The sequence below is a fragment of the Filimonas lacunae genome (genome assembly GCF_002355595.1).
GTDB lineage: Bacteria > Bacteroidota > Bacteroidia > Chitinophagales > Chitinophagaceae > Filimonas > Filimonas lacunae.
The window spans coordinates 4,175,156-4,196,574 of record NZ_AP017422.1; the positions used below are offsets into that span (position 1 = coordinate 4,175,156).

The 21,419-nt window shown below is 42.4% G+C and carries 24 protein-coding genes and 1 riboswitch; of the genes, 8 read left to right on the top strand and 16 right to left on the bottom strand.

Annotated features, from left to right (window positions below):
* Positions 1-21: 21 nt before the first annotated feature.
* Positions 22-708, top strand: a complete 687-nt coding sequence (locus FLA_RS16585; RefSeq protein ID WP_076381542.1) for a hypothetical protein — start codon at positions 22-24, stop codon at positions 706-708.
* A gap of 156 nt (positions 709-864) precedes the next feature.
* Here FLA_RS16585 and FLA_RS16590 read toward each other — a convergent pair whose 3' ends face one another.
* From FLA_RS16590 to FLA_RS16600, 3 genes are all read right to left on the bottom strand, one after another.
* A complete protein-coding gene (locus FLA_RS16590) occupies positions 865-2,214 on the bottom strand; it encodes a DUF5074 domain-containing protein (protein WP_076381541.1) in 1,350 nt (449 codons plus the stop codon).
* A 132-nt stretch (positions 2,215-2,346) separates the two neighbouring features.
* A riboswitch (cobalamin riboswitch) is annotated at positions 2,347-2,553 on the bottom strand.
* Between the two features lie 188 nt (positions 2,554-2,741).
* Positions 2,742-3,713 carry an NAD(P)H-quinone oxidoreductase gene (locus FLA_RS16595; RefSeq protein WP_076381540.1) on the bottom strand — a complete coding sequence of 324 codons (972 nt, stop codon included), beginning with the start codon at positions 3,711-3,713 and terminating at the stop codon, positions 2,742-2,744.
* A gap of 39 nt (positions 3,714-3,752) precedes the next feature.
* A complete protein-coding gene (locus FLA_RS16600; protein ID WP_076381539.1) occupies positions 3,753-4,292 on the bottom strand; it encodes a hypothetical protein in 540 nt (179 codons plus the stop codon).
* A gap of 114 nt (positions 4,293-4,406) precedes the next feature.
* Between FLA_RS16600 and FLA_RS16605 the strand changes: the two genes are divergently transcribed.
* A complete protein-coding gene (locus tag FLA_RS16605; RefSeq protein WP_076381538.1) occupies positions 4,407-5,291 on the top strand; it encodes a LysR substrate-binding domain-containing protein in 885 nt (294 codons plus the stop codon).
* A 767-nt stretch (positions 5,292-6,058) separates the two neighbouring features.
* Here FLA_RS16605 and FLA_RS16615 read toward each other — a convergent pair.
* The 9 genes from FLA_RS16615 to FLA_RS16660 form a co-directional block, all read right to left on the bottom strand.
* Positions 6,059-6,247 carry a hypothetical protein gene (locus FLA_RS16615; RefSeq protein WP_144264131.1) on the bottom strand — a complete coding sequence of 63 codons (189 nt, stop codon included), beginning with the start codon at positions 6,245-6,247 and terminating at the stop codon, positions 6,059-6,061.
* 110 nt (positions 6,248-6,357) lie between these two features.
* The gene (locus tag FLA_RS16620; protein WP_076381535.1) at positions 6,358-7,356 is read right to left on the bottom strand and encodes an EamA family transporter; all 999 of its coding nucleotides are present in this window, start codon (positions 7,354-7,356) and stop codon (positions 6,358-6,360) included.
* 12 nt (positions 7,357-7,368) lie between these two features.
* Positions 7,369-7,839 carry an Lrp/AsnC family transcriptional regulator gene (locus tag FLA_RS16625; RefSeq protein WP_076381534.1) on the bottom strand — a complete coding sequence of 157 codons (471 nt, stop codon included), beginning with the start codon at positions 7,837-7,839 and terminating at the stop codon, positions 7,369-7,371.
* A gap of 166 nt (positions 7,840-8,005) precedes the next feature.
* The gene (locus FLA_RS16630; RefSeq protein WP_197705798.1) at positions 8,006-8,146 is read right to left on the bottom strand and encodes a hypothetical protein; all 141 of its coding nucleotides are present in this window, start codon (positions 8,144-8,146) and stop codon (positions 8,006-8,008) included.
* Between the two features lie 27 nt (positions 8,147-8,173).
* On the bottom strand, positions 8,174-8,566 hold the full coding sequence (locus FLA_RS16635) for a hypothetical protein (protein WP_144264130.1): 393 nt from the start codon (positions 8,564-8,566) through the stop codon (positions 8,174-8,176).
* A 29-nt stretch (positions 8,567-8,595) separates the two neighbouring features.
* A complete protein-coding gene (locus FLA_RS16640; protein WP_076381532.1) occupies positions 8,596-9,141 on the bottom strand; it encodes a hypothetical protein in 546 nt (181 codons plus the stop codon).
* Positions 9,142-9,810: 669 nt separating this feature from the next.
* On the bottom strand, positions 9,811-10,197 hold the full coding sequence (locus tag FLA_RS16650) for a hypothetical protein (RefSeq protein WP_076381530.1): 387 nt from the start codon (positions 10,195-10,197) through the stop codon (positions 9,811-9,813).
* A 261-nt stretch (positions 10,198-10,458) separates the two neighbouring features.
* Positions 10,459-11,025, bottom strand: a complete 567-nt coding sequence (locus FLA_RS16655) for a sigma-70 family RNA polymerase sigma factor (RefSeq protein ID WP_076381529.1) — start codon at positions 11,023-11,025, stop codon at positions 10,459-10,461.
* A 353-nt stretch (positions 11,026-11,378) separates the two neighbouring features.
* A complete protein-coding gene (locus tag FLA_RS16660) occupies positions 11,379-11,807 on the bottom strand; it encodes a response regulator (RefSeq protein ID WP_076381528.1) in 429 nt (142 codons plus the stop codon).
* A gap of 459 nt (positions 11,808-12,266) precedes the next feature.
* Here FLA_RS16660 and FLA_RS16665 point away from each other — a divergent pair, with 459 nt between their 5' ends.
* The 3 genes from FLA_RS16665 to FLA_RS16675 all read left to right on the top strand — a co-directional run bounded on the left by FLA_RS16665 (position 12,267) and on the right by FLA_RS16675 (position 15,252).
* Entirely contained in the window at positions 12,267-12,836 is a 570-nt protein-coding gene (locus FLA_RS16665; protein WP_076381527.1) for a YciE/YciF ferroxidase family protein, read from the top strand.
* Positions 12,837-12,968: 132 nt separating this feature from the next.
* A complete protein-coding gene (locus FLA_RS16670) occupies positions 12,969-14,114 on the top strand; it encodes a glycosyltransferase family 1 protein (protein ID WP_076381526.1) in 1,146 nt (381 codons plus the stop codon).
* Positions 14,098-15,252: an amine oxidase gene (locus FLA_RS16675; RefSeq protein ID WP_076381525.1), complete on the top strand. Its 1,155-nt coding sequence runs from the start codon at positions 14,098-14,100 to the stop codon at positions 15,250-15,252. Before FLA_RS16670 ends, FLA_RS16675 begins: the two co-directional genes overlap by 17 nt.
* Positions 15,253-15,412: 160 nt before the next feature.
* Here the strand turns inward: FLA_RS16675 and FLA_RS16680 are convergent, their stop codons facing one another.
* Positions 15,413-15,793, bottom strand: coding sequence for a winged helix-turn-helix transcriptional regulator (locus tag FLA_RS16680; RefSeq protein WP_076381524.1), 381 nt, complete (start codon positions 15,791-15,793; stop codon positions 15,413-15,415).
* A gap of 97 nt (positions 15,794-15,890) precedes the next feature.
* On the opposite strand from FLA_RS16680, the gene FLA_RS16685 reads away from it, so the two are divergent.
* The 3 genes from FLA_RS16685 to FLA_RS16700 all read left to right on the top strand — a co-directional run bounded on the left by FLA_RS16685 (position 15,891) and on the right by FLA_RS16700 (position 19,008).
* Entirely contained in the window at positions 15,891-16,562 is a 672-nt protein-coding gene (locus FLA_RS16685; protein WP_076381523.1) for an NAD(P)H-dependent oxidoreductase, read from the top strand.
* Positions 16,563-17,441: 879 nt separating this feature from the next.
* Positions 17,442-18,134 carry a ferritin-like domain-containing protein gene (locus FLA_RS16695; protein ID WP_076381521.1) on the top strand — a complete coding sequence of 231 codons (693 nt, stop codon included), beginning with the start codon at positions 17,442-17,444 and terminating at the stop codon, positions 18,132-18,134.
* A 25-nt stretch (positions 18,135-18,159) separates the two neighbouring features.
* Complete coding sequence (locus FLA_RS16700) at positions 18,160-19,008, top strand: ferritin-like domain-containing protein (protein WP_076381520.1); 849 nt, start codon at positions 18,160-18,162, stop codon at positions 19,006-19,008.
* A gap of 66 nt (positions 19,009-19,074) precedes the next feature.
* Here the strand turns inward: FLA_RS16700 and FLA_RS16705 are convergent, their stop codons facing one another.
* The 3 genes from FLA_RS16705 to FLA_RS16715 form a co-directional block, all read right to left on the bottom strand.
* Complete coding sequence (locus FLA_RS16705) at positions 19,075-19,638, bottom strand: helix-turn-helix domain-containing protein (RefSeq protein ID WP_076381519.1); 564 nt, start codon at positions 19,636-19,638, stop codon at positions 19,075-19,077.
* A gap of 130 nt (positions 19,639-19,768) precedes the next feature.
* Positions 19,769-20,920, bottom strand: a complete 1,152-nt coding sequence (locus FLA_RS16710) for a BamA/TamA family outer membrane protein (protein WP_231940274.1) — start codon at positions 20,918-20,920, stop codon at positions 19,769-19,771.
* A 70-nt stretch (positions 20,921-20,990) separates the two neighbouring features.
* Complete coding sequence (locus FLA_RS16715) at positions 20,991-21,344, bottom strand: cupin domain-containing protein (protein ID WP_197705799.1); 354 nt, start codon at positions 21,342-21,344, stop codon at positions 20,991-20,993.
* Between the last annotated feature and the right edge of the window lie 75 nt (positions 21,345-21,419).

The following is a 21,419-nucleotide window of genomic DNA, read 5'->3' on the forward strand; positions in this document are numbered from 1 at the left end:
TTCCTTAAAAAACCAAACTTCATGCGTATAACCTATACCATTTGCTTTGCCTTTTCCCTTTTGCTGTTATCAGGATGCTCCACCAAAGGACAAACTCTTTCTCTACTGGATTTACTTCAACAAAAGCCACAAGACATTTTTACATCGAAAAAGATTCCGTTTCAGCAGAATGAGATAAAAAATGCTGAAAATTACAGGGTCAAGCTGTATGGCGAAAAATTGCCCGACACTGTTTTAAGGCTTATAGAGCCGGAGTATGGTATCAATTGGGAGAAAGAGGAAATACAGCCAGTGATCTCCTGCTTTTCGGTGCCGCTGCAAATGCCCTGTTTTATAGTAGATACAACCGGCAAACCTTTAATTGTAATAGCAGACGTGGGAAATGATGGCCCTAAAGGCAAAGTAAAAGCCGGTGTTTTTAAAGATGAAGATGTGTTGGATTTGAAAAAAGCACTGACGGAACAATTTGGCAAAGAGAAGCTGGTAAAAAAAGACTCTTTTGAAGGAGCTGTGTATGTCTGGAAAAAAGGGGCACTCACCATCAGGCTAACCATAGAAAATGAAAATTTTGAGAATAAATCCGCCCACACGCGCAATGGCATTGCCCAGGATGGCCGCAATGGTGTACTCACCATTTATAACGGAGTAAGTCCTGCCTTTCATTCAGAAGAAAATAATTATTTCAACAACCCTGATATACGCAAATAACAGCTATGAAATATGTGATGGAGTTGCCCGACCTCTCTGCCGGTGCTAAAGAATTCAGTCGCTCGGCGACCATGTTTCCATAATAGCAGATAAAATAAAAAAGCTGTCTCCTGAATATTCAGGAGACAGCTTTTTTTATCCAAACCCGGGCAAAGCTTACTTGAAATTATAAGTAAAGAAAATACCCGCCGGAAAATTCGTATAGTTCTGATAGTTCAATCTTAATGGCGCTGCATTGTTGAAATTGAACACACTGATATTATTTATCAGGTAATCCCATCCATATGCTTTAATCGTGTTCAGATACACTTCACCGGTTAAAGGATGTACTGCGATATTGTTGTATACAATATTGGCGTTCTCTACCATGGTTTTAGCATCACCCATAAACTCAGTAGAACCCATACTGAACACATGTCTGTATATTTTAGTTCCCGCACCGCTAAAGTACAATGTATCACCTTTGGCCGTAATACCCGGAGTAGCGCCAAATCCGGCACTCAGGCTACCAATAGCAATTTCATTGGCTTTGATCAAAGAATAATCCCTGTAATTGATCTTGGAAATTTTAGCAGGGGCAGTAGTGGTAGACACCCATATGTTACCATCGCTGGCTCTTACCACACCACTCACCGTAGCTTTCATATCTAAAGCGTAAGTAAGAGTGTCTTTATCCGCTTCTACTACATATACTTTGGTGCCGGCGGCAGCGAATATTTTATTGTTGGAAACAGCCATAGTCATTTTGGCGGCCGACTTCGAACCCTTAATAAAAGTAAGCGTTTTAGCGGTGCTGTTGAAACGGTATAAACCATTGTTATCTCTTAATATCACATTCTCCGCATTGAGTACAGCTACGTGTGTAGGCCATTTCAGGGCAGTGAGTTCATCATTATAGGCCGCTTCTTTTTTCAATGTTTCTGCATTCGCCACTATCAACATACCATCATTGGAAAAAGAATTGCCTACCGCATTTGTTTTCCCGTTTTGCGAAATGATGTACATTTTATTATTAGAAATGAATAAATCCTGCGCTACATTTCCCAGCTCTGTACCATTTACTTTAAAATAAACACTATCCGTTACTACACCATTGGGACTGATAAAAGTAAGTGAGCCATTCTCCGTGGTCATGTTACCTTCGTTCAATATAAATGTGCCGTATTTGTATTTGCCGTGTACGGTAACACTGGCCTCCGCCGAGTTGCTTTTGTCATTTTTTAAAGCAGTTACTGCAATAGTGTGCTCCCCTAAATCACTGGATACAAAACTGAAAAGAGAATCTTTCACCGTTACATCCTTACCATCTACCGTCCAGACAAAAGCACTGCCGCCGGTGGCTTTCACTTTAAACACTACCGTATCTTCCTGTGCCACATCATTCAGTGCAGTCACATTTTCAATAGCTACTTCCGGTGCAGGTAAAGAAACAAGCGTGTCTTTTTTAGAGCAGGATACTGTTACCAGGGCAACGACCGCCCCCAATGCTAAAAAGCTTTTTTTCATAAATGTCTGATTCAAATTGGATTTTTTCTCTTAACTGTTATTACAGCTCACCGGAAAGAATAGGAATACAAACAGACACTGAAAATATTTCAGCCCAGATTATAGTATTTCAAGCCTCATCCGCGAAAGCTTTAAAATGTATCTACATTGGCAGGTCTCCTGGCTTGTTCTCACTTTCAACGGCCTTCCCATTTTTATTCACTAAAAACAGTGGCATGTAGATGCGAAAGTGTGTTTACAGAACTTACAGTAGCGGGACTGCTCAGGATTTACACCTGATTCCCTATTAATTCTAACACCGTGAAACTTGTGTTAAAAACCAATGTGGCGCGAAAGTAATGTAATTATCGATAAGCACCGATATTTTCCTGCCGGGCGCAGGAAAGCGTAATGACCGAGCAGTCATGCGCCATTTAACAAGCATACTTCCTGATAAAAAGAGGACGTCCCATTATACAATGAGACGCCTTTTACAACACTGCCTGTGTTTCAAACCCAAGGGGAAAGCTTTTATTCTGTTACCACATTTAATCTGCTACTAACACCAGTTTCCCAATATGCCTGCCTGCTTCCATTAAGGCATGTGCCCTGGCCACTTCTTCAAAAGGAAACGATTGGTAGATTACAGGTTTGAAAGCACCGGAAGCTATCAACGGCCAAACATGTTTGCGCACCTCATCAGCTAACGCGTGTTTATAGGCGTATGGCCTGCCGCGTAATGTGCTACCGGTAATGGCAATTCGTTTTTGCATCACCTTCCATAAATCCAGCTGCACCAATGATCCTTCCATGGCATTGATATATACAATCCTGCCCTCTTCATTCACCAGCTGAACGTTTTTTGCCAGGTAATCGCCACCTACCATATCCAGTATCACATCTACCCGCTCATCCGCCAATACCTTTTCAAAGGCATCCGTTTTATAGTTCACATATCTGTCGGCTCCTAATACCATGCAGGCACGCCCTTTCTCCTCCTCGCCCACCGTTACTATTACCCGGCTGCCCAGTGCGTGCGCCAGCTGAATAGCGGTAATACCTATACCGCTGGCGCCACCATGTACCAGCAAGGTTTCACCCGGTTGCAGGCGGGCCCGCTGAAACACATTAGACCATACCGTAAATACAGTTTCCGGCAGGCTGGCCGCTTCTGCAAAGGAAAGTCCATCAGGCACGGGCAAACACTGGCCTTCTTTTACGGCTACCTGGCTGGCATAACCACCGCCCGCCATAATAGCACACACCTCATCACCGGGTTTCCACAAGCTAACGCCCGCACCACAAGCCACTACCACACCTGCTACTTCCAAACCAGGCACCTCAGCGTTTACACCTGGTGGCGGCGGATAATTACCCTGCCTTTGCAATATATCCGCACGGTTAATACCTGCCGCTTTCACATCAATCAACACCTCTATGTCTCCTAATACGGGGGTAGTATATTCTTTCCATTGCAATACATCCGGTGCGCCTGGTTGGGTAATAACAGCTGCTTTCATATAGTTTATTTTGAGTGTTTGCGTATACGGTTCATCGGTTTATTTGAGTAAGGCTTTGCGTTCAATACTTTTAGCAAAGTTGGGCGTTTCTTCTTTATTATGACTGTCAGATGCATTCTGGCGGGCATTGGCCGCTTCTTCTAAAGTAATTTTGTGTTCTTCAATAAACTCCAGGAACTCATCCGTAGCAAAGGCATTGATTTCGTTGGTATATTCAGTATGCGTATCATCAATTTTTGTGGCCCGTAATTCCCACTGCACTTTTACTTTGGTTCTTCCGTTCACAGAAATAGCATCAGAGATAGAAACCATGCGGCAATAGTGTGGTTCGTGTATTTCCGCTACATAGTGCTGTATGATAGTAGCATTGCCTATTGTTTCTACATTAATAGACATCGGGCGTCCGTCATCCGTAACCGAAGAACCGGCAGCTATGTGAGCGGTAGAACAACGTTGGTATTCTGCATCGGGCAGGTTTAATAACCAATCGGCAATATCTACTTTTTCAATAGGCACATTCATTACATGACTTACAACTGAATGAGAAAGCTGACGTGGGTTAGTTGTTTGCGTTTTCATAAAAATTTCGTTTTGATGACTCAAAGATGGCACGAAGGCGTAAATCGGCAAAACGGTCATTTTCGATTTTGATCATCGAATTTACCGATTTACAATTTTAGTTATATTGCAGGTATGGAACTACGCCAGTTAAACTACTTTACCAAAGCCGCTGAGCTGCTTAACTTCACAGAAGCTGCACAGGCACTGTATATTAGCCAGAGTACTTTATCGCAACAGATTAAACAACTGGAAGACGAACTAGGCATTCCCCTGTTCAACCGCATTGGCAAGCGTATCCACCTTACCGAAGCCGGCAGGTTATTCCTCCCCTATGCCAACCAGACATTACAGGATGCCTTATCAGGCCGGGAAATGCTGAACGATCTCATGAACCTGCAAACAGGCAGTATCGCTATCGGAGCCACTTACGGACTTACGCAGTTGCTGGTAAAAGCCCTGCAGGCATTTACTACGCAGTATCCACACGTGCAGGTGCATATACAATATGGCACTACCGATGCTTTACTGGAACAGCTATCTGCTTCCAAACTGGATATGGTACTGTCCTTTGCCTCCTCTTCCCCTTTAGAAAGCATTGCATTTGAAACATTATTTACCTCTTCCCTATCACTGGTAGTACCCACCAATCATGCACTGGCCCGCAACAAAAGCATCACGCTAAAAGAGGCCGTTACCATTCCGCTGATATTACCTGTAAGAAGTTACAGCATACGGCGCTTTATGGACGAATCATTTGAAAAGGGGAAACTACAGCCCGATATCCGGATGGACTGCAACGATGTACATACTATACTGGAAATGATAAAAGGCGGCAACATAGGTACTATTCTCATGAAGGTATCTACACATGGCTACCACACTTTAAAAGCCATCCCCCTGGAAGGAAAAAACATGCAACGCAAAGCAACTATTGCCTGGCCTGCAGATGCCTACCGGAAAAAGTCCATTGAAATATTGGCGGGGTTGCTAAAGAAGAACGCGGAGGATATTTTGTAACCATCTTAATATAATCAAGCATGTTTCAACATGAAGCTCTGTAAAGACATCATTTGAGTTCCTCTACTAAGCAAAGCATGATTCCGGAATTACACCATTTCATCCAAAGAGAAGTAGACACGAAAAAGCCACCCTTTTGAGGTGGCTTATAGTATTTTTTTAATGTGATTTATTTAGGAAAGGGCTTCATATTCAATAACACCTTTTTGGCTTCTGCCAGCGTTTTGCATATTCAAAGCGATATCAGGACTGTTCATTTTACTCAGAACCACTGATTCATTATGCTCCTGCATTAACATGCAGGAGCATAATCCTTGTCTATTATATGCATATCAAACCCTTTAGAATATACCTGTTGTCCGTTGAAAAAGGGCGTTCTACGCAGACTGCCGGTTGTGTACACTTCTACTTCAGCTTGCAAAAGAGTTATCCGGCAGCCTGCTCCCGCCTGCCTGCATTAGATAAACAAAAGCACTACAGGACTTACATAAGTTTATATGGCCAATTTACACTGAAACCCATTTTATACGGCTTGCAAAAACAACAGGTGATTTAATAGAATATTGGACAGGTAATACCAACTGTACTACAATTGATATGGTAGGTATGATGCAAAGAAGGGAATATCTCCCACAACATAACAGCAAATCTCTATAATTATGCTATTTGCCTTCATAGGTGCATCTATTGCCAGCATACACTATAATGGATTATAACACACATTACACCAATTGGTTCACAAAAATGGCAAAAGAAGTTACCAGGAATTACTTCGCTGCCATCCCCTCCAAAAACATCACGCTCGAAGTAGCGCTCATCTGGCTGATAGCTTCCCGGTAATTGGTATAACAGGCCCTATATTCCCGCACCACCGGAACGCCGGATTGCGTAGCCTGCCTTTTATCCAGATAGGGCGAAACAGGTACAAACCCCAGGCTAGTCCTCAGATACTCCAAGATTACGGTGGCTAACAACACTTTTACCCGGCAGCACTTATTATTAATGGCACGATAACACAAAATTGCCGACACAATTATCCGGCAAAACACTCACAGTATCACATCAATTACAATACACATTTTTCTTTTGTGCCAAACATTAATGCGGAATTACCCGCATTCGTTTCACCGGCAGTAGCCTGCTTTTTCCGGCGGTATTGGGTAAGATTAATCAGCAATACGCTTACCAAAATAAACGTGAGTCCACCTACCTGTAAACCGCTCATATGCTCATCAGCAAACAACACCCCCAGCAACACGGCCACCACCGGGTTTACATACAAGTGCGTGCTCACCTGTGTAATAGGCCGCACTTTCAGCAACCATACATAAGCACTGAACGCACCCAGCGAACCAGCCAGCACCAGGTATAGTAAAGAAAGCCATGCATTCACCGGCACGCTTTGCACCTGGAAGCTTTGTAAATTACCATTCACCGCACCGGTGATGAAAAACGCCACACCTGCCGCCAGCATTTGCCAGGCACTGTTTACAGTAGAGGAACCAAACGCTTTATACTTGGAAAACACAGAACCGGCGGCCCAGCTCATAGTACCTCCAATCAATATAGCATACATGCCCACCTGCGCCCAGCCCGAACCAGATAAGCTGCCCTGCTGTATTCTTTCCGCAAATAGAAAATACACGCCGGTAAGCCCCAGCAATAAGCCGGGAATAGTGCCTTTATTCGCAAAATTCTCTTTCCATTTGGCTTTATCAAACAACACCAGCCACACTACTTCTGAGGTAATGATTACACCTACCAACGAACTGGGCAAAGTGGTTTCAACCAGCATTACCGCCCCCGTACCACCAAACAGCAACAACAGGCCGGTAATAACAGCATACTTTATCTGCTGCCGGTTAAACAGGCTTTCTTTGCGCAATACACACCATAGCATCATCAATAAGCCTGCAGTAGTAAAACGGAAAGCCCCCAGCATCACCGGGCTAAAGCCCACCAATGCCCGTTGAATAAAGAAGTAAGTGCTGCCCCATACAATGTATACGGTAGCGAAAGCCAGCACCACTGCTGCAGTGGTGGCTTGTTTCTCGTTAGCGCCCATAAAATATACTATTTATTGTTTTGGTATAACTACTTGCTGTTGCTCTTTAGAGGTTTCGAGTACAATGGTGGTTCTGGTAGCCAGCACCCCCGGCAGCTTTTTAATAACATTGCGCAACAGGTGCATTAAAGAAGCGGAATCGGCCGTACGTACTTTTACAATAAAACAGTCTTCTCCTGCCACATGGTGTATTTCCTGCACCTCGGGAATCTTAGCCAGATCGCCCGCTGTTACTATATCTTCTATATCCGTGTCTTTGGTTCGGATATGGATAAACGCCAGTAATTTCTGATCTACAGCCGCCGGATCTATTACAGTGTGATACCCTTTGATCACCTGCTTCTGTTCCAGCTTTCTTACCCTTTCCAATACTGCACTTGGGGCCATGCCCAGCTCCCTTGCCAGATCGGCATTGGAAATCCGGGCATTATCCTGCACCAGTCTTAGTATTTGTAAATCAATATCATCGAGACGAACACCCATACCTACAATCAGCTTTATTCAGAACGATATTCTAAATTTAAAACAAATAAGAGAACATTCTACTCAACTTTCTACACAAACAGAATATAATTCTCGCATCCTTTCAAAACCGCAGAAAAAAACCGGTTTACCGCCCGCATCTTCGAATTTTATTCTGTTTGTTGTTTTAAATAGTTTCCAGATACAGTTGTTGCAGTTCGGCAGCAGAAATATTACCTGCTTTTACGGTATGCACCAGGCTACCCTGTTTCATAATGCCAATGTGTGTGGCTACCTTCACTGCATTGAATATATCATGTGTAGCCATTAACCCCCTACTTGTTTTTGTTAACAACTACACATTAAAAAAGGGCCGCCCCTTATTGGCTGCATGGTAAATAAAGACAGCAATAGATGAAATGTGATAACACCCATTACGGCTACCTGAAACCGATACAACATCACCTTCCAGGAAGAACGAAGGCGTGTGCATATGTATAGTATAATGATCGGAATCGAGCGGACAATAAATATGATGACCCGCTTTTAACAGTTGTATACCCGGCAGATCGCCTTCTTTTATACATCCCTGAACAGAATGTCGCAGTTTGGCATGATGGTGCCACAGGCGCACAGGAGTTACAATAAACGCATACAGCGCTACTAAAGCAGCGGCAGCTATCCTTTTATATACGTTTATGTTTTTCAGCGACTCCTGTTTTTGAAATACAGTTGCAAATGTAAACATTTGAACTGGCAACAGCACCCCCATTCCGTTTACCCAACCTGGGTAACATACCCGGTTTCATCATACCAGAAGTCATAATCACCATTATTACTGGCCCAAATTGTTTCTACTTCCTGAAAAAAAGGAATAGCATCCTGCAATGCCATCTTGGTTTGCTTTTGTAAATACATTTCCAGCTCTATAAACCGGTTAGCCCTTTCTACCCCCATCACTTCCGAGAAATCATTGCGGTATTTCCTCCACAGTTCTATAAAAGCAATCCCGTTTTTAAACGCACGGATAGAAATGCGTTTATGAAAATGTTTTTCGGAGAGATGCCCGCTTCTCAGGTACTCATTCACTATAGCAAAACGGGCACTGTTTAACATTCTTCTTTCTTTTTCATAAGCATTATACATGCTCCAAAATTGAATACTTGTATTTTCTTCCGGCTTTACCAATCTTTCAATCAGCAGTCTTTTCTGCTCACCAAAAAGCTTATCAAACAACGGCACCAAATTTTCATCACTCAGCGCGTACAGGTAAATTTCAGAAAATATAAAATACAGCTTATAAATATCTATATAATATTTCATTACAATAAAAAACTATTTAATCGCCTACAGGGAAAAACGTACTACCACAATTCCGATACAACCCATATACATATATTTGAACTAACACTTGTAACAGTTAAAGTAATTGGGGTTAGCATTCCATATTAATAACCTCTAATAAAAACAGACATTATGACAGGGGACACACACGCACTTCAACCTTATTTTACAGATATAGAATACCAGCTGGACCAGATTTTACAATCTGAGGTATTTATGCACAATAAAGTTTTATCCAGCTTTTTAGCATTTATAGTAACAGAGACCCTTGCTGGCAGAGAAAATGAAATTAAGGAATACACTATTGCAGTGAAAGGATTAAAGCACAACAAAGCCATATCACCACAATCACCACCACATGTAAGAATATATGCAGGCCGGTTAAGGAAACTACTGGACAGGTATTATCATACTCATCGTCAAACCGACCGTGTACACATTCACATGCCAATAGGTAGATACACCCCATTATTCACCTACATAAAAAACAATAATCATCTGTACCATCCCCCTGCATCAACAACTACTCAATAGCAGTTTACTTTAACCCAATTACTTCTATAGCATATTTCAACTGTTACAAGTTTTCTATTCCTGGATATATGAATCATTCACAAAAAACAGTCATCTATATCATATTACCATCACCTACACTACATTTATTAGCAACATAAGCAGCACACAGGTAGTTTTTGACATGCGCACAAACCGGGGATTATATCCTCCTTTTGGAATTTTAATAATAATTTCATCACCGTCATGACAGTTGCTGTAGTATCGTTGCAACAATTTCCTCAGCCTTCCTGCATAAATGCGCACCATGGCAAGATGATGCTCATCCACCTTATGCTTATACCCCAACGCCCCAATAGCTATAGTATACCCTTTCAGCTGCATACCCCTACCCTCCAGTGTCTCCTTTACAATAAATTTAAGCAGAATGGTCAACACTTTTGACCCTTTAAACAACGGCGAATTAGTAATGGTATCTAATTGTGAATAAACTTCCACTTCACTAATCAGTGTTTTCGACATGAACATATCATTTTTTTATAGGTTAAATGAATCACATTAAACACATTATGAAATAGCAATACATAGCAACAATTAAAAGCAAAGCAAATTTCAGAGTTAGCTACAGTTAATTTGGTACTTAATTACAGCAATCAGTCTTACTTATTCATGCTGAAAAGAACAAAATGTTACGGTATCACAAATATATAATTTATATATCCCTGTATAAAAATGTAACCGTAACATAAACACTATGCCGGATAATACATCAGACAACAGCTATCACCTATGACAACTCAACCTGTCCCTGATCAATTTTACCGCACGGCGACATTGCTTTTCAACAGTATCCACCGGCCTATCCAGCAGGTAAGCAGTTTTTCGTAATGTATAATATTCCCGGAAGTGTAAAACATATACCTGCCGGTACTTTAGGGGCATGCTCACTAAACAACCATCTATGGTTCTTTCCAGTTCACTCATACGAACAAATTGTTCCACATTATTTTCGGCAAATACTTGCCCTCCCAGGCGGAAAGCCCCTTTGACATGCCTGGAATAAACAGAGGAGTTGCGGATATAGTTAAAAATGTAGTTACGCAGTGCATTATATAAGTACGCGGCTACTGAAGTTTTTATATTTACCAATGACCGCTTTACAAGCAGGGAGGTAAAGAATTCCTGCACTACTTCTTTACAGGTATCCTTATCGGTTATGTAATTCGCCGCAAAAAGCACCAATGGCCCCCAGTATCGCCGATACAAACTGGAAAATACTTCATCGTTATTAACAGGTAATAATCCTATCAATTCTTCATCGCTTAGCGAGAGCAGGCAGGGTTTACTCATATATTGGATTTTAGGTCTACAACTTCAATAACACGTTAGCTTGTATTGAATTCTTTTGCATCATAATATAATAAACTCCATCAGGAATGGTATATACCTGCAATATCTAAAAAAACACATCAGATGATTCTCTGGTTACGCTACACATTAAAAATACTTCTATCCTAAACAAGTTTAAAAATGTTACGGTAACTATCCCTGAAAACAGTGAGACCATAAAACATTCCACAGCAAGCATTATAACACATCATCAATTTCATTATCTATAAAATCACCTTACTGACAATAATAAAAAAAACCGCTGAGAACAGCGGCTTATTCTACGACATCCCCTTATAAACCCAGGTGGGGCGTTACACTACCCCAACCCCTTGTTTTTGCCAGACATTTTGCAGAACCAATGCGTTCAACTGGCAAGCAAACGTAGTATAATCAATATAAACCCGGGGCTTTACCAGAAACCCGGCCGCTCCTCGTGAAAGGCATATTTGCACAAGAACAGGATTAGATAAAGTAGACATAATAAAAAATGGTACTTCTGCATAAGCTGCAATCTTTTGTAAGTTTACCATTATATCATACCCGTTTTTCCCCGGCATGTTTAAATCAGACAATATCACATCCGGAATAACATCCGGGTTAGCATTCAGCCAATACAGCAGGTCGTTTCCATTATTGAAAGGAGCCAGCAGGTTAAAGTAGCCCGATTTTTCAAATCCTTCCCGCATAAGCAGCTGCTCATCCACATCGTTTTCAACGATGATAATATTTCTCTTTTCCATAGTCAATTACATAAACAGTTGTCATTAAGACACGGTAGCCAGCACAAGGCCGCCATATTTTTCTATATTTTTTTAATAGGGCCAGCATTCAGCTTTACTGGCCCTTATAAGTCACAGTTTTCTTTTGGACTAAAAACGGACATCCAAAGTATAGACACTTTTAATAAAACATTACCGCCATTGAAATGCTTCATTTTTTTATAACAGTGTATACAGCTAGGGGGTACTATTTTACTCAGGAAACCTGTATTTATCCTGGCTGCCCTATTCCCTACCCGAAAACACTTACACAATATCTTTATACCATTAACAAAATCTTCCTGCCGGCAGATGATACAAGTAAAAAAAAGAGATAGCCCTGTGCCACTCACCTAGTTAGCATATATATCCTGGCAATCCCTATCATTTATATAAAAGCGCTGGCATGATTATTCTGAGTTAATAGCAAATAACAATAAAATGTCAAAAGCATCATCTTCTTCTAAAAGCACGAACACTGCTAAAAAACAAAAACCACCCACAACTACAGAGCCTGCCTTACTGGAGTTGTTTAAAGACGAAATAAAAGACATTTACTGGGCAGAAAAGCATTTGGTAAAAACCTTACCTAAAATGCAAAAATCGGCCACCAGCCAGGAACTGGCAGGCGCCATTGGCGAACACCTGGAAGTAACTAAAACACAGGTAGCCAGGCTGGACCAGGTTTTTGAACACCTGGGTATGAAAGCACAGGCAAAGAAATGTGAAGCTATGGAAGGATTGGCCATAGAGGGAGCCTCTATTATTGAAAACACAGAAGACGGTTCTTCTACCCGTGATGCAGGTATTATACTCGCATCGCAAAAAATTGAACACTATGAAATAGCCACCTATGGTGCGCTGGCTCAGCTGGCAACCGTTTTAGGACTGGAAGAAGTGGCAGAATTATTGAAAACAACATTGACAGAGGAAAAGGAAACAGATGAAAACCTGAGCACCATTGCAGCATCTATTAACTACGAAGCAGCCACAGAAGAAGGAGAAGCGTAAGCATATTCAATAGCAGGAGCACAACCTTCCTGCTATTTTTACTTATACAACCCGGTACCTAAAAATGATACCCCTGCCGCAACCTCACTTGCACATATACCCTTTTCCTTTCAATGCCGTAAATAGTAATTAATGGATATAATATGTTTCTCCCATCTGCGATGGGATTTCGTGTATCAGCGCCCGCAACATTTAATGGGCAGGTTTGCCAGGCAAGGACGTGTGTTTTACGTAGAGGAACCTCAGTTTCACGCAACAGAAGATCATTTTGTAACGCATGTAAGTGAGGAAGCTGTGATAGTGATACAGCCGCACCTGGAAAAAGGTGCAGAAGAAGCCGATGTACCCCTGCGGCAATACCTGCTTTTAAAAGCTTTGCTGGATAAAAACAGGGTTACACAATATATGTGCTGGTATTATACGCCCATGGCCCTGCCATTGGGTAGTTTATGCAACCCGCATCTGGTAGTGTATGATTGTATGGATGAATTGTCGGCCTTTAAATTTGCACCACCTGAACTAAAGCGGCTGGAAAAAAAACTACTGGCATCTGCACACCTGGTGTTTACAGGTGGCCAAAGTCTTTATGAAGTCAGAAAGCATCAGCATGCCAACATCCACCCCTTTCCCAGCAGCATTGACAAGGCGCATTTTCATAAAGCGCGCACCATTCATATAGACCCGGCCGATCAACAGCACATTCCTTATCCGCGCCTGGGATTTTGTGGCGTATTGGATGAACGCCTGGATATCCCTTTGCTTACCTACATTGCCACGCAACAACCTGCCTGGCAACTGGTGCTGGTTGGCCCTGTAGTAAAAATAGAGCCCGATAGCTTACCACAATTACCCAATATTCATTATTTAGGCGCTAAAGCATACGCCGATTTACCTGCGTACTTGTCAGGATGGGACCTTGCCATGATATGCTTTGCCCTGAACGAATCTACCCGGTACATCAGCCCCACCAAAACACCCGAATACCTGGCAGCAGGAAAACCTGTTGTATCTACAGCTATTACAGATGTTGTTAATCCCTATGGTATAAAACATCTGGTGCATATTGCCCGTACGCCACAGGAATTTGTAGAAAAAGCAGCCAGCGAGCTGGCCATACAGGAGAAGGAGCAGTGGTTGAAAAGTGTAGACAACTACCTGGTAAATATGTCATGGGATGGCACCGTACGCAAAATGCTTCAGTTAATAGAAACAGCCAGGTTGCATAACAATACCTATTTATTACCTGCAAAGATCTACACCTATGCACAGTCCATTTAGATCGTTCTGGATGGCTGGCTTTGAATGTACAGATCAGCTCAATGCTTTCGGTAACCGGGTTGACTTTTTACACATTACAGGACACCTGCATCATATAGAATCGGATTTTAGAAATGTAAGCCTGTTTCAGATGCAAACAGTACGGGAAGGCATCTGCTGGAGCCAGGTGGAGAAAAAGCCCTATCAATACGACTGGAGCCGTGTGGCACGTGTAATACATTATGCCAAGGCCAACGACATCCAGGTTATATGGGATATGTGCCATTTTGGCTATCCGGATGATCTTACTCCTTTACATCCTCATTTCACCACCAGGTTTGCTGCACTGTGCATGTCCTTTATTCAATTTTACCGCAGCATTAGTCCTTCCGACACCTTAATTATCACCCCTATTAACGAGGTTAGCTTTATATCATGGCTGGGCGGCGAAGTGGCGGGCACCACACCTTATTGTTCAGGAAATGGCTGGGATGTAAAATACGCTTTAATGAAAGCCTACATTAAAGGGATAGAAGCCTGCAACATGCTGGACAACAATATCCGTTTTCTGACTACAGAACCCCTGGTAAGTATTGTGGCACCTTTAGAGGCCAGTGAAGCAGAATCTGCATTTGCCATACAGCAACATGAAGAACAATTCCAGGTACTGGATATACTATCCGGCAAAATATGTCCGGAACTTGGCGGCAGGCCCGAATATCTGGATATTCTCGGATTTAATTACTACTACAGTAATCAATGGATCGCAGGAACAGGCACCTCTTTACCCTGGTTAAATGAAATACCCGATAGCAGGTGGCGCTCTTTAAGCAGCTTATTACTGGAAGCTTATCAACGTTACCAACGCCCGTTTATACTCAGTGAAACCAGTCATCCCGGAAAAGAACGCCCCTTATGGATTGATTTTATTGCCGCGGAATGTGCTATAGTACTTGCATATGCCCCGTTATGGGGCATATGCTGGTATCCGGCTATTGATAGACCCGACTGGGATCATTTAACACCCTGGCACAGATCAGGCCTTTGGGATGTAACAGACTACAACACCCTACAACGTGTTGTTCATTTCCCTACTGCCGCCGCCTTGTTAAGAGCACGCTTGCTGTTAAAACCCTATGACCGGCCTAACCGGTTGTAGTCCCTAAAGCAATTGCATAGCTTTGGAATCGCATAAATATTTTACAAAATAATCTTCCTATGGAGCAGGTAAACGCTCCAATACTCCATAAAAATCCGGCCCACCACAATGAAGTCTTCCAGGTTTCACATGGCAGGAATTGTAATTAATAGAATAGCATTTACACGGCTGACTGCATAGCATTTTCCATTGTTCCCTTATGAGCATCCCCCCACTTCTCCAGCTGCTTCCAGATGGGAATGAGATTCAAGGCACTTTCAGAAAGGTGATATTCTACCCGTGGCGGCACTTCAGCATATACACTTCTGATTACCAGACCGTTCTTTTCCAGCTCCTGCAATTGCAGGGTAAGCATGCGGTCGGTGATTTTAGGAACGCGTTTTTTGAGTTCGGAGAAACGCAGTGTGCGGTTTTCTAACTTGTACAATATCAATAGCGCCCATCTGCCATTCAGCATGTCTATGGCGTACATCATACCACAGGTATTATTGAGAAAATCGCGGTTCATGGTATTGGTAGAAGTGAGTTTGCGCTGCGCCATTACTTACATTTTTGTGCGTATCATACATTGTTTTATGCACTGCAAAGTTACCACATAGCCAGATACTTTTGTTATCCGCTTTTAAAACGGATTTATTATGAAAGTACTGATAGTATTGGCGCATCCCGAGCCATTGAGCATGAATGGAGCATTGTTTAACAAAGCAATAGAAACACTGGAAGCAGCGGGACACGAAGTAAAAACCTCTAACCTGTATGCCATGAAGTTTGATCCCATATCGGACCGGCGCAATTTTTCACAACAGAAAAACGAAGCTTTTTTCAAGCAACAACTGGAAGAATTATACGCCGTAGAACAAGAGAACGGTTTTGCCCCCGACCTCGAAAGCGAGCAACAAAAAGTAGAATGGTGCGACCTTATGATATGGCAATTCCCTCTGTGGTGGTTTAGTGTACCCGGCATATTAAAAGGGTGGATTGATCGCATATTTGCTATGGGCCGCTTTTACGGTCAGGGAAAAATATACGAGCAGGGAGTATTCAAAGGCAAAAAAGCATTACTGTCACTCACTACCGGCAGCCCTGAAACTGCCTACCAGCCCGGAGGATTGCATGGGAATATACAGAATATTCTAAAACCTATACAAAGAGGGATATTTGAATTTACCGGATTTAGCCCGTTAACACCACATGTAACCTATCAACCATCACGCATATCAGCAGAGGAACGTGCAATACAATTGAACAATTGGGAACAGCGACTAAAACAGATATTCGATGAAAAGGCACTAGCTACCAGCCCTTACTAGCATGCCCGAAAACATAAGGCATACCAATAACAGCAAAGTTTCATATGCCTTATGTTCCTATTTCACCAGGTTTAAAAAACTCGTTCTATTTTATGTAAAGCAAAACAGAATGCATCTCTATAGTAAACAAATTGTATACTGTTGTCAAGAATATCCTCAAAACCTTTACATCTATTAGCCCCTGCCCTCGCAATTCTGGCAGTTGCTTTACAAGTGTCAGCGATATACAATTATCTTAGCTACCCTTGTTACAAAAGGATCATTAGCCTGGCAACATATAGCCCCAAAATGGAAGCAGAGTTGAAAAAACGCGGCATACTCTTTCCACCTCCCAGACAATATATAAGCATTGAACTGGACAACAATCAGGAGACCAACAAAATAAAACTTACTTTCTCAGCCATCAGGATACAGGAAATGATCACCCAAAACGATACCGTCAACGGCATCCATTACCACTTCACAGATCATTGCACTTATAAAAACTTTTTATGTGTATTAAATGTACTTTGCCAAATGCACCGTGTACAATGGCATATGCATGATGGCACGGATATATGGGTTTTCCAACAGTCTCCATATTACTATAGTAGCTTTGTAATGTATCCGGATTTTTATCCCTGACAGCTATTAACTAAAAATACACTGCACTTGTACAGCACAAATACAAAGTTGAGGCAGCAGCTCCACCCCCCTTTATAACATCCAGGGATGGTTTTATAAAATTCACCATATTTATTTAACAGATTCAAACCGGCAATCATTATCTCACGTAGATGTATTGACGTTGCATTCAGCTAACCACCGTTTCTTTCTATTGAAGATCGAACCAGAGTAGCCGTCTTGTACTCTTATTGATAAATCACTAAAAACAAACTGATGACCGAATTAAATCCATCTTCCGATGAGGTGATCTCTCGGAGCGCGCCAGACTCTGGAAACGTGTCACGGCGAAAATTCCTATCCTTTGCAGGAGCCGCTTCCGGCCTTGTTGCAGTAGCAGCGATAGCCTGTAAAAAAAGTGGAAATGACGACAACAGCACTAGTGTAGGCAGCGGCGATACAGGTGTATTGAATTACGCTTACGCCCTGGAGCAGCTGGAAGCCGCATTTTATATACAGGTAGCCGCTAACGCCAGCTTTACCAGCATTTTCAGTTCGGATGAACAAGCGTTGTTAACGGGCATACGTGATCATGAAATTGCCCATCGCGAGTTTTTCAAAACAGCATTAAGTACCAATGCTATTGGTGCATTGGAAGTAGATTTCAGTAGCATTAATTTCAGTAACCGGGCCAGCGTACTGGGCACAGCTAAAGCCTTTGAAGACCTGGGAGTGTCGGCCTACAACGGAGCGGGCAATCTCATCACTAATGGCGATTACCTGGTACTTGCCGGCAAAATAGTATCTGTAGAAGCACGCCATGCGGCTTACATCAGGGACCTGATTTCCAATGGCACCTTCTCTGACTCTACAGATGCGAATGGAATGGATACAGCTATGACACCTCAGGCTGTGGTAGCAGTGGCCAATGGGTACCTGAAAACCAAAATAAACGCAAACGGCCTGTAATGCTTAACACATTAAAACGATTGTCATGAACTTACAAAACATATTATCGGAAATAGAGAAAGTAGATCCGGATCTGGAAGAAAGAATGGGTTCGCGCCGTTCAGCCTTGAGAGACTTTGCCCACCTGGGTGGAAAAGTGGCCTTAACAGCACTTCCTTTGGCACTGGGTTCGTTCTTTAATAAATCTTACGGGCAATCTACCAACGCCACGGTTCTGGAAATTTTAAACTACGCATTAACCTTAGAGTACCTGGAAGCGGAGTTTTATGCTACAGCGCTTACTAAAACCAGTATTACTTTTCCTACCGATGCAGCTAAAGCCGCCATTACTAAAATTAAAAATGACGAAGCTGCACACGTTACCTTTTTGAAAACAGCTATTGCAGGAGCTGGTGGAACAGCCATAGCCAAACCTACTTTTAATTTTGAAAACAATGCCACTTTCGGCAATGTGTTTCTCAACTATACTACTTTCCTGGCAGTAGCTCAGGCATTTGAAGATACCGGTGTAAGGGCTTATAAAGGAAGAGCTAAAGAACTGGTAAAAGGTGGCGCTTACCTTACTGCCGCCTTAAACATTCATTCTGTAGAAGCACGTCACGCTTCTCATATCCGCCAGATGCGTCGCGCTGCTGCCGGGGGCGGTCAAACTGCTATGAAACCCTGGATCACAGGCGCAAATGACAGCGGCATAGGCGCATCGGTGAATGCAGTATACGCAGGAGAAGATAACACGGTGCAGGGCGGTGTAACTATTACCAACCTTGCCGGCGTAAGTGGCAACATTTCTGTAAACGCCGCAACGGAAGCTTTTGACGAACCATTGTCGAAAGCAGAGGTATTGGTAATAGCGAATTTATTTATTACAGCGTAAGATAAACATACCCTTACTATAAAATGCAAAAGCCGGGGAAGGTAAAATATCCCTGGTTTTTTTGCGTTATAAGCTATCCAGCGGTTTACGCTTGTTTTCTTTGATCTGCTTAAAATGACTGGGCGTCAGGCCCGTTACTTTTTTAAACTGGCTACTCAGATAAGCCACACTGGAATAATGGAGCTTATCCGATATTTCGCTTAACGATAACTCATTATACACCAACAACTCTTTTACGCGCTCTATTTTCTGTGCAATAAAATACTTTTCAATGGTAATGCCTTCTACTTCTGAAAACAGGTTAGACAGGGAATGATATTCGTAGTGGAGCTCCCCGCTTAACAGATCGGACAGATTGGTTTTAACAGCACAATTTTCCTGGTGCACCAGCCGGATAATCACGCCTTTGATCTTTTCAATCATCCTGCTATTCTTATCGTCTATCAGCTCAAAGCCCACCTCTTTAAAGGCAGCGCCTATTAAAGCTTTTTTATCAGCGGTCAGTTCTTCCTCTAACGTTACTTCACCCAGGACAATACTTTTAGCTACCACGCCCAGCTTGTCCAATTGGCTTTGCACCACCATTATACAGCGGTGGCACACCATATTTTTCACAAATAAACTCGTCATTTTGCACACTTTACCTTTCAGATTTATTATTCTTCATTTTTCAGCTGCCGGCCATCATACCTGCCCGTACAAAAGAAAAGGGAACACATTCCAGTGCAAAGATAAGCGAATAGCCACCCGGTTGAAATGGTTAAAAAGCTTCGCCCAGGTTGAGCATAATACTGCTGTAGCCCTTACTAAAGCCATAATCGATACCAATATTGGTATTGGAACCTTTGTTAAACTTTATTCTAAGGCCCGCGCCTGCTGCAGGATGCCAGGATGCGAAAAATTTACCGGCGCCACTAACCGTGTTGGCATTGGCAAAAACAACAAAGCCCAATAATCCATTGTTAGTAATGTCACGCCGGTATTCACTTTCCAGGTACAACAAACTTTTGCCCCGGTACCTGTTTTGATCAATGCCCCGTGCAGAACGGTTATAAGGATCCCAACCGGTACTGGGTAAATCAAGATAAGGGGCTGTGTTGTTAAGTGCTGTCCAGAAATACGACCAGAAGGCCAGCATATTCTGCTGATTTACTCTTGCCTTGTTTAAAGGCATATATTTTCTTACATCGAGATATACCGATTGCCAGCTATGATCGCTGCCCAGAAATGTGGGATTAATACGGTAAACGAGGTTCATATAAGCCCCCGGCAAGGGATTAATGGCATTATTGCGCGTATCATATAATAAGTTCAAGCTAACGCCGGAAGAAAGGGATTTACTACCCAGCCCGTAAGCATATTGTGTAAACTGCTTAACATCCACTTCCGGATCATCACTTTGTATATTAAAACGGTAGTCGAGATGATAGCCCAAACCCGCAAAAAGGTAAGGCCGGATACGTTTCAGTGCACTTTGATAAAAGCGTATATACTTGTAGTTGATTAATACCCGGTTGTTTTCATCATTGTTATGATTGCCCAGCCCCCAGGTATATTGCGGATACACCATAAAACGCGTATCCCCCTGGATATTCCACGTATTATCAGGTAGCCATACACTGGTGCGTAAAGGCAATCCAAAGCGGCCTTTAAAATTCCAGTAAGGCGCAAACGTGGCAGTAGACATATAGGTGGTACGGCGTGCGCCCAGATAAATACCGGCGGTGGTACTGGTAATTAAAGCACGCCCACTACCGCCAGGTAATGTACCGCCAAAAGGAAGTGCAGAGAAATAGATCTTCTTTTCTTCCTGGCTCCTGGGTTTATTTTGCCGTATATGGAACAACTCCTTTGCAATATCTATTAAATCTGTTTGCCTGGCCGTATCCTTTATGCCTTTGTTTTGCGGCATCACATTCGAAGGGTTCTGCGCCAGAGAAACACACGGCCATAAACAACATACCCACAATATACACTTGCTCCTAATATTCATAACCGCTTTTAATGATGGTAGAAATCATTTTAAATTGCTCGGTAGCGTTGAAACAATGTGCAGCATGTGCCGGAATCACAATTCCCTCACCCAACCGAAGGTTGTATTTTTTATCATTGATAATTAACTGTGCCTTTCCATCTATTATCTGGATAAACGTATCAAAAGGAACGGTTTTCTCTGCCAGTTCCTCCCCGGCATCCATAGACGTAATAGTTACATTACCTGTTGTTTTTTTTATAATAGTTTTTATTAAAATAGAATTGGGAACATACTCAATAATCTCCACTACAATGTGGGGAATAGATTTCTCCAGTTCTGTGTTATCCGATTGCATGCTCATGCCTTTAAAGATGTTTTACGAAAAGATGATGTTGTTGTGCTGGAATTGCTGAAAGCACTATGATACAAGGTGCCA

Excerpts from the sequence above, each read along its gene's own strand:
- FLA_RS16605 (WP_076381538.1), top strand. The coding sequence starts at position 4,407 with ATGGAACTACGCCAGTTAAACTACTTTACCAAAGCCGCTGAGCTGCTT.
- FLA_RS16665 (WP_076381527.1), top strand. The coding sequence starts at position 12,267 with ATGTCAAAAGCATCATCTTCTTCTAAAAGCACGAACACTGCTAAAAAA.
- FLA_RS16590 (WP_076381541.1), bottom strand. The coding sequence starts at position 2,214 with ATGAAAAAAAGCTTTTTAGCATTGGGGGCGGTCGTTGCCCTGGTAACA.
- FLA_RS16695 (WP_076381521.1), top strand. The coding sequence starts at position 17,442 with ATGACCGAATTAAATCCATCTTCCGATGAGGTGATCTCTCGGAGCGCG.
- FLA_RS16685 (WP_076381523.1), top strand. The coding sequence starts at position 15,891 with ATGAAAGTACTGATAGTATTGGCGCATCCCGAGCCATTGAGCATGAAT.
- FLA_RS16660 (WP_076381528.1), bottom strand. The coding sequence starts at position 11,807 with ATGGAAAAGAGAAATATTATCATCGTTGAAAACGATGTGGATGAGCAG.
- FLA_RS16600 (WP_076381539.1), bottom strand. The coding sequence starts at position 4,292 with ATGAAAACGCAAACAACTAACCCACGTCAGCTTTCTCATTCAGTTGTA.
- FLA_RS16705 (WP_076381519.1), bottom strand. The coding sequence starts at position 19,638 with ATGACGAGTTTATTTGTGAAAAATATGGTGTGCCACCGCTGTATAATG.
- FLA_RS16700 (WP_076381520.1), top strand. The coding sequence starts at position 18,160 with ATGAACTTACAAAACATATTATCGGAAATAGAGAAAGTAGATCCGGAT.
- FLA_RS16675 (WP_076381525.1), top strand. The coding sequence starts at position 14,098 with ATGCACAGTCCATTTAGATCGTTCTGGATGGCTGGCTTTGAATGTACA.
- FLA_RS16650 (WP_076381530.1), bottom strand. The coding sequence starts at position 10,197 with ATGTCGAAAACACTGATTAGTGAAGTGGAAGTTTATTCACAATTAGAT.
- FLA_RS16670 (WP_076381526.1), top strand. The coding sequence starts at position 12,969 with ATGGATATAATATGTTTCTCCCATCTGCGATGGGATTTCGTGTATCAG.
- FLA_RS16630 (WP_197705798.1), bottom strand. The coding sequence starts at position 8,146 with ATGGCTACACATGATATATTCAATGCAGTGAAGGTAGCCACACACATT.
- FLA_RS16620 (WP_076381535.1), bottom strand. The coding sequence starts at position 7,356 with ATGGGCGCTAACGAGAAACAAGCCACCACTGCAGCAGTGGTGCTGGCT.
- FLA_RS16655 (WP_076381529.1), bottom strand. The coding sequence starts at position 11,025 with ATGAGTAAACCCTGCCTGCTCTCGCTAAGCGATGAAGAATTGATAGGA.
- FLA_RS16710 (WP_231940274.1), bottom strand. The coding sequence starts at position 20,920 with ATGCCGCAAAACAAAGGCATAAAGGATACGGCCAGGCAAACAGATTTA.
- FLA_RS16715 (WP_197705799.1), bottom strand. The coding sequence starts at position 21,344 with ATGAGCATGCAATCGGATAACACAGAACTGGAGAAATCTATTCCCCAC.
- FLA_RS16585 (WP_076381542.1), top strand. The coding sequence starts at position 22 with ATGCGTATAACCTATACCATTTGCTTTGCCTTTTCCCTTTTGCTGTTA.
- FLA_RS16635 (WP_144264130.1), bottom strand. The coding sequence starts at position 8,566 with ATGTTTACATTTGCAACTGTATTTCAAAAACAGGAGTCGCTGAAAAAC.
- FLA_RS16680 (WP_076381524.1), bottom strand. The coding sequence starts at position 15,793 with ATGGCGCAGCGCAAACTCACTTCTACCAATACCATGAACCGCGATTTT.
- FLA_RS16640 (WP_076381532.1), bottom strand. The coding sequence starts at position 9,141 with ATGAAATATTATATAGATATTTATAAGCTGTATTTTATATTTTCTGAA.
- FLA_RS16625 (WP_076381534.1), bottom strand. The coding sequence starts at position 7,839 with ATGGGTGTTCGTCTCGATGATATTGATTTACAAATACTAAGACTGGTG.
- FLA_RS16595 (WP_076381540.1), bottom strand. The coding sequence starts at position 3,713 with ATGAAAGCAGCTGTTATTACCCAACCAGGCGCACCGGATGTATTGCAA.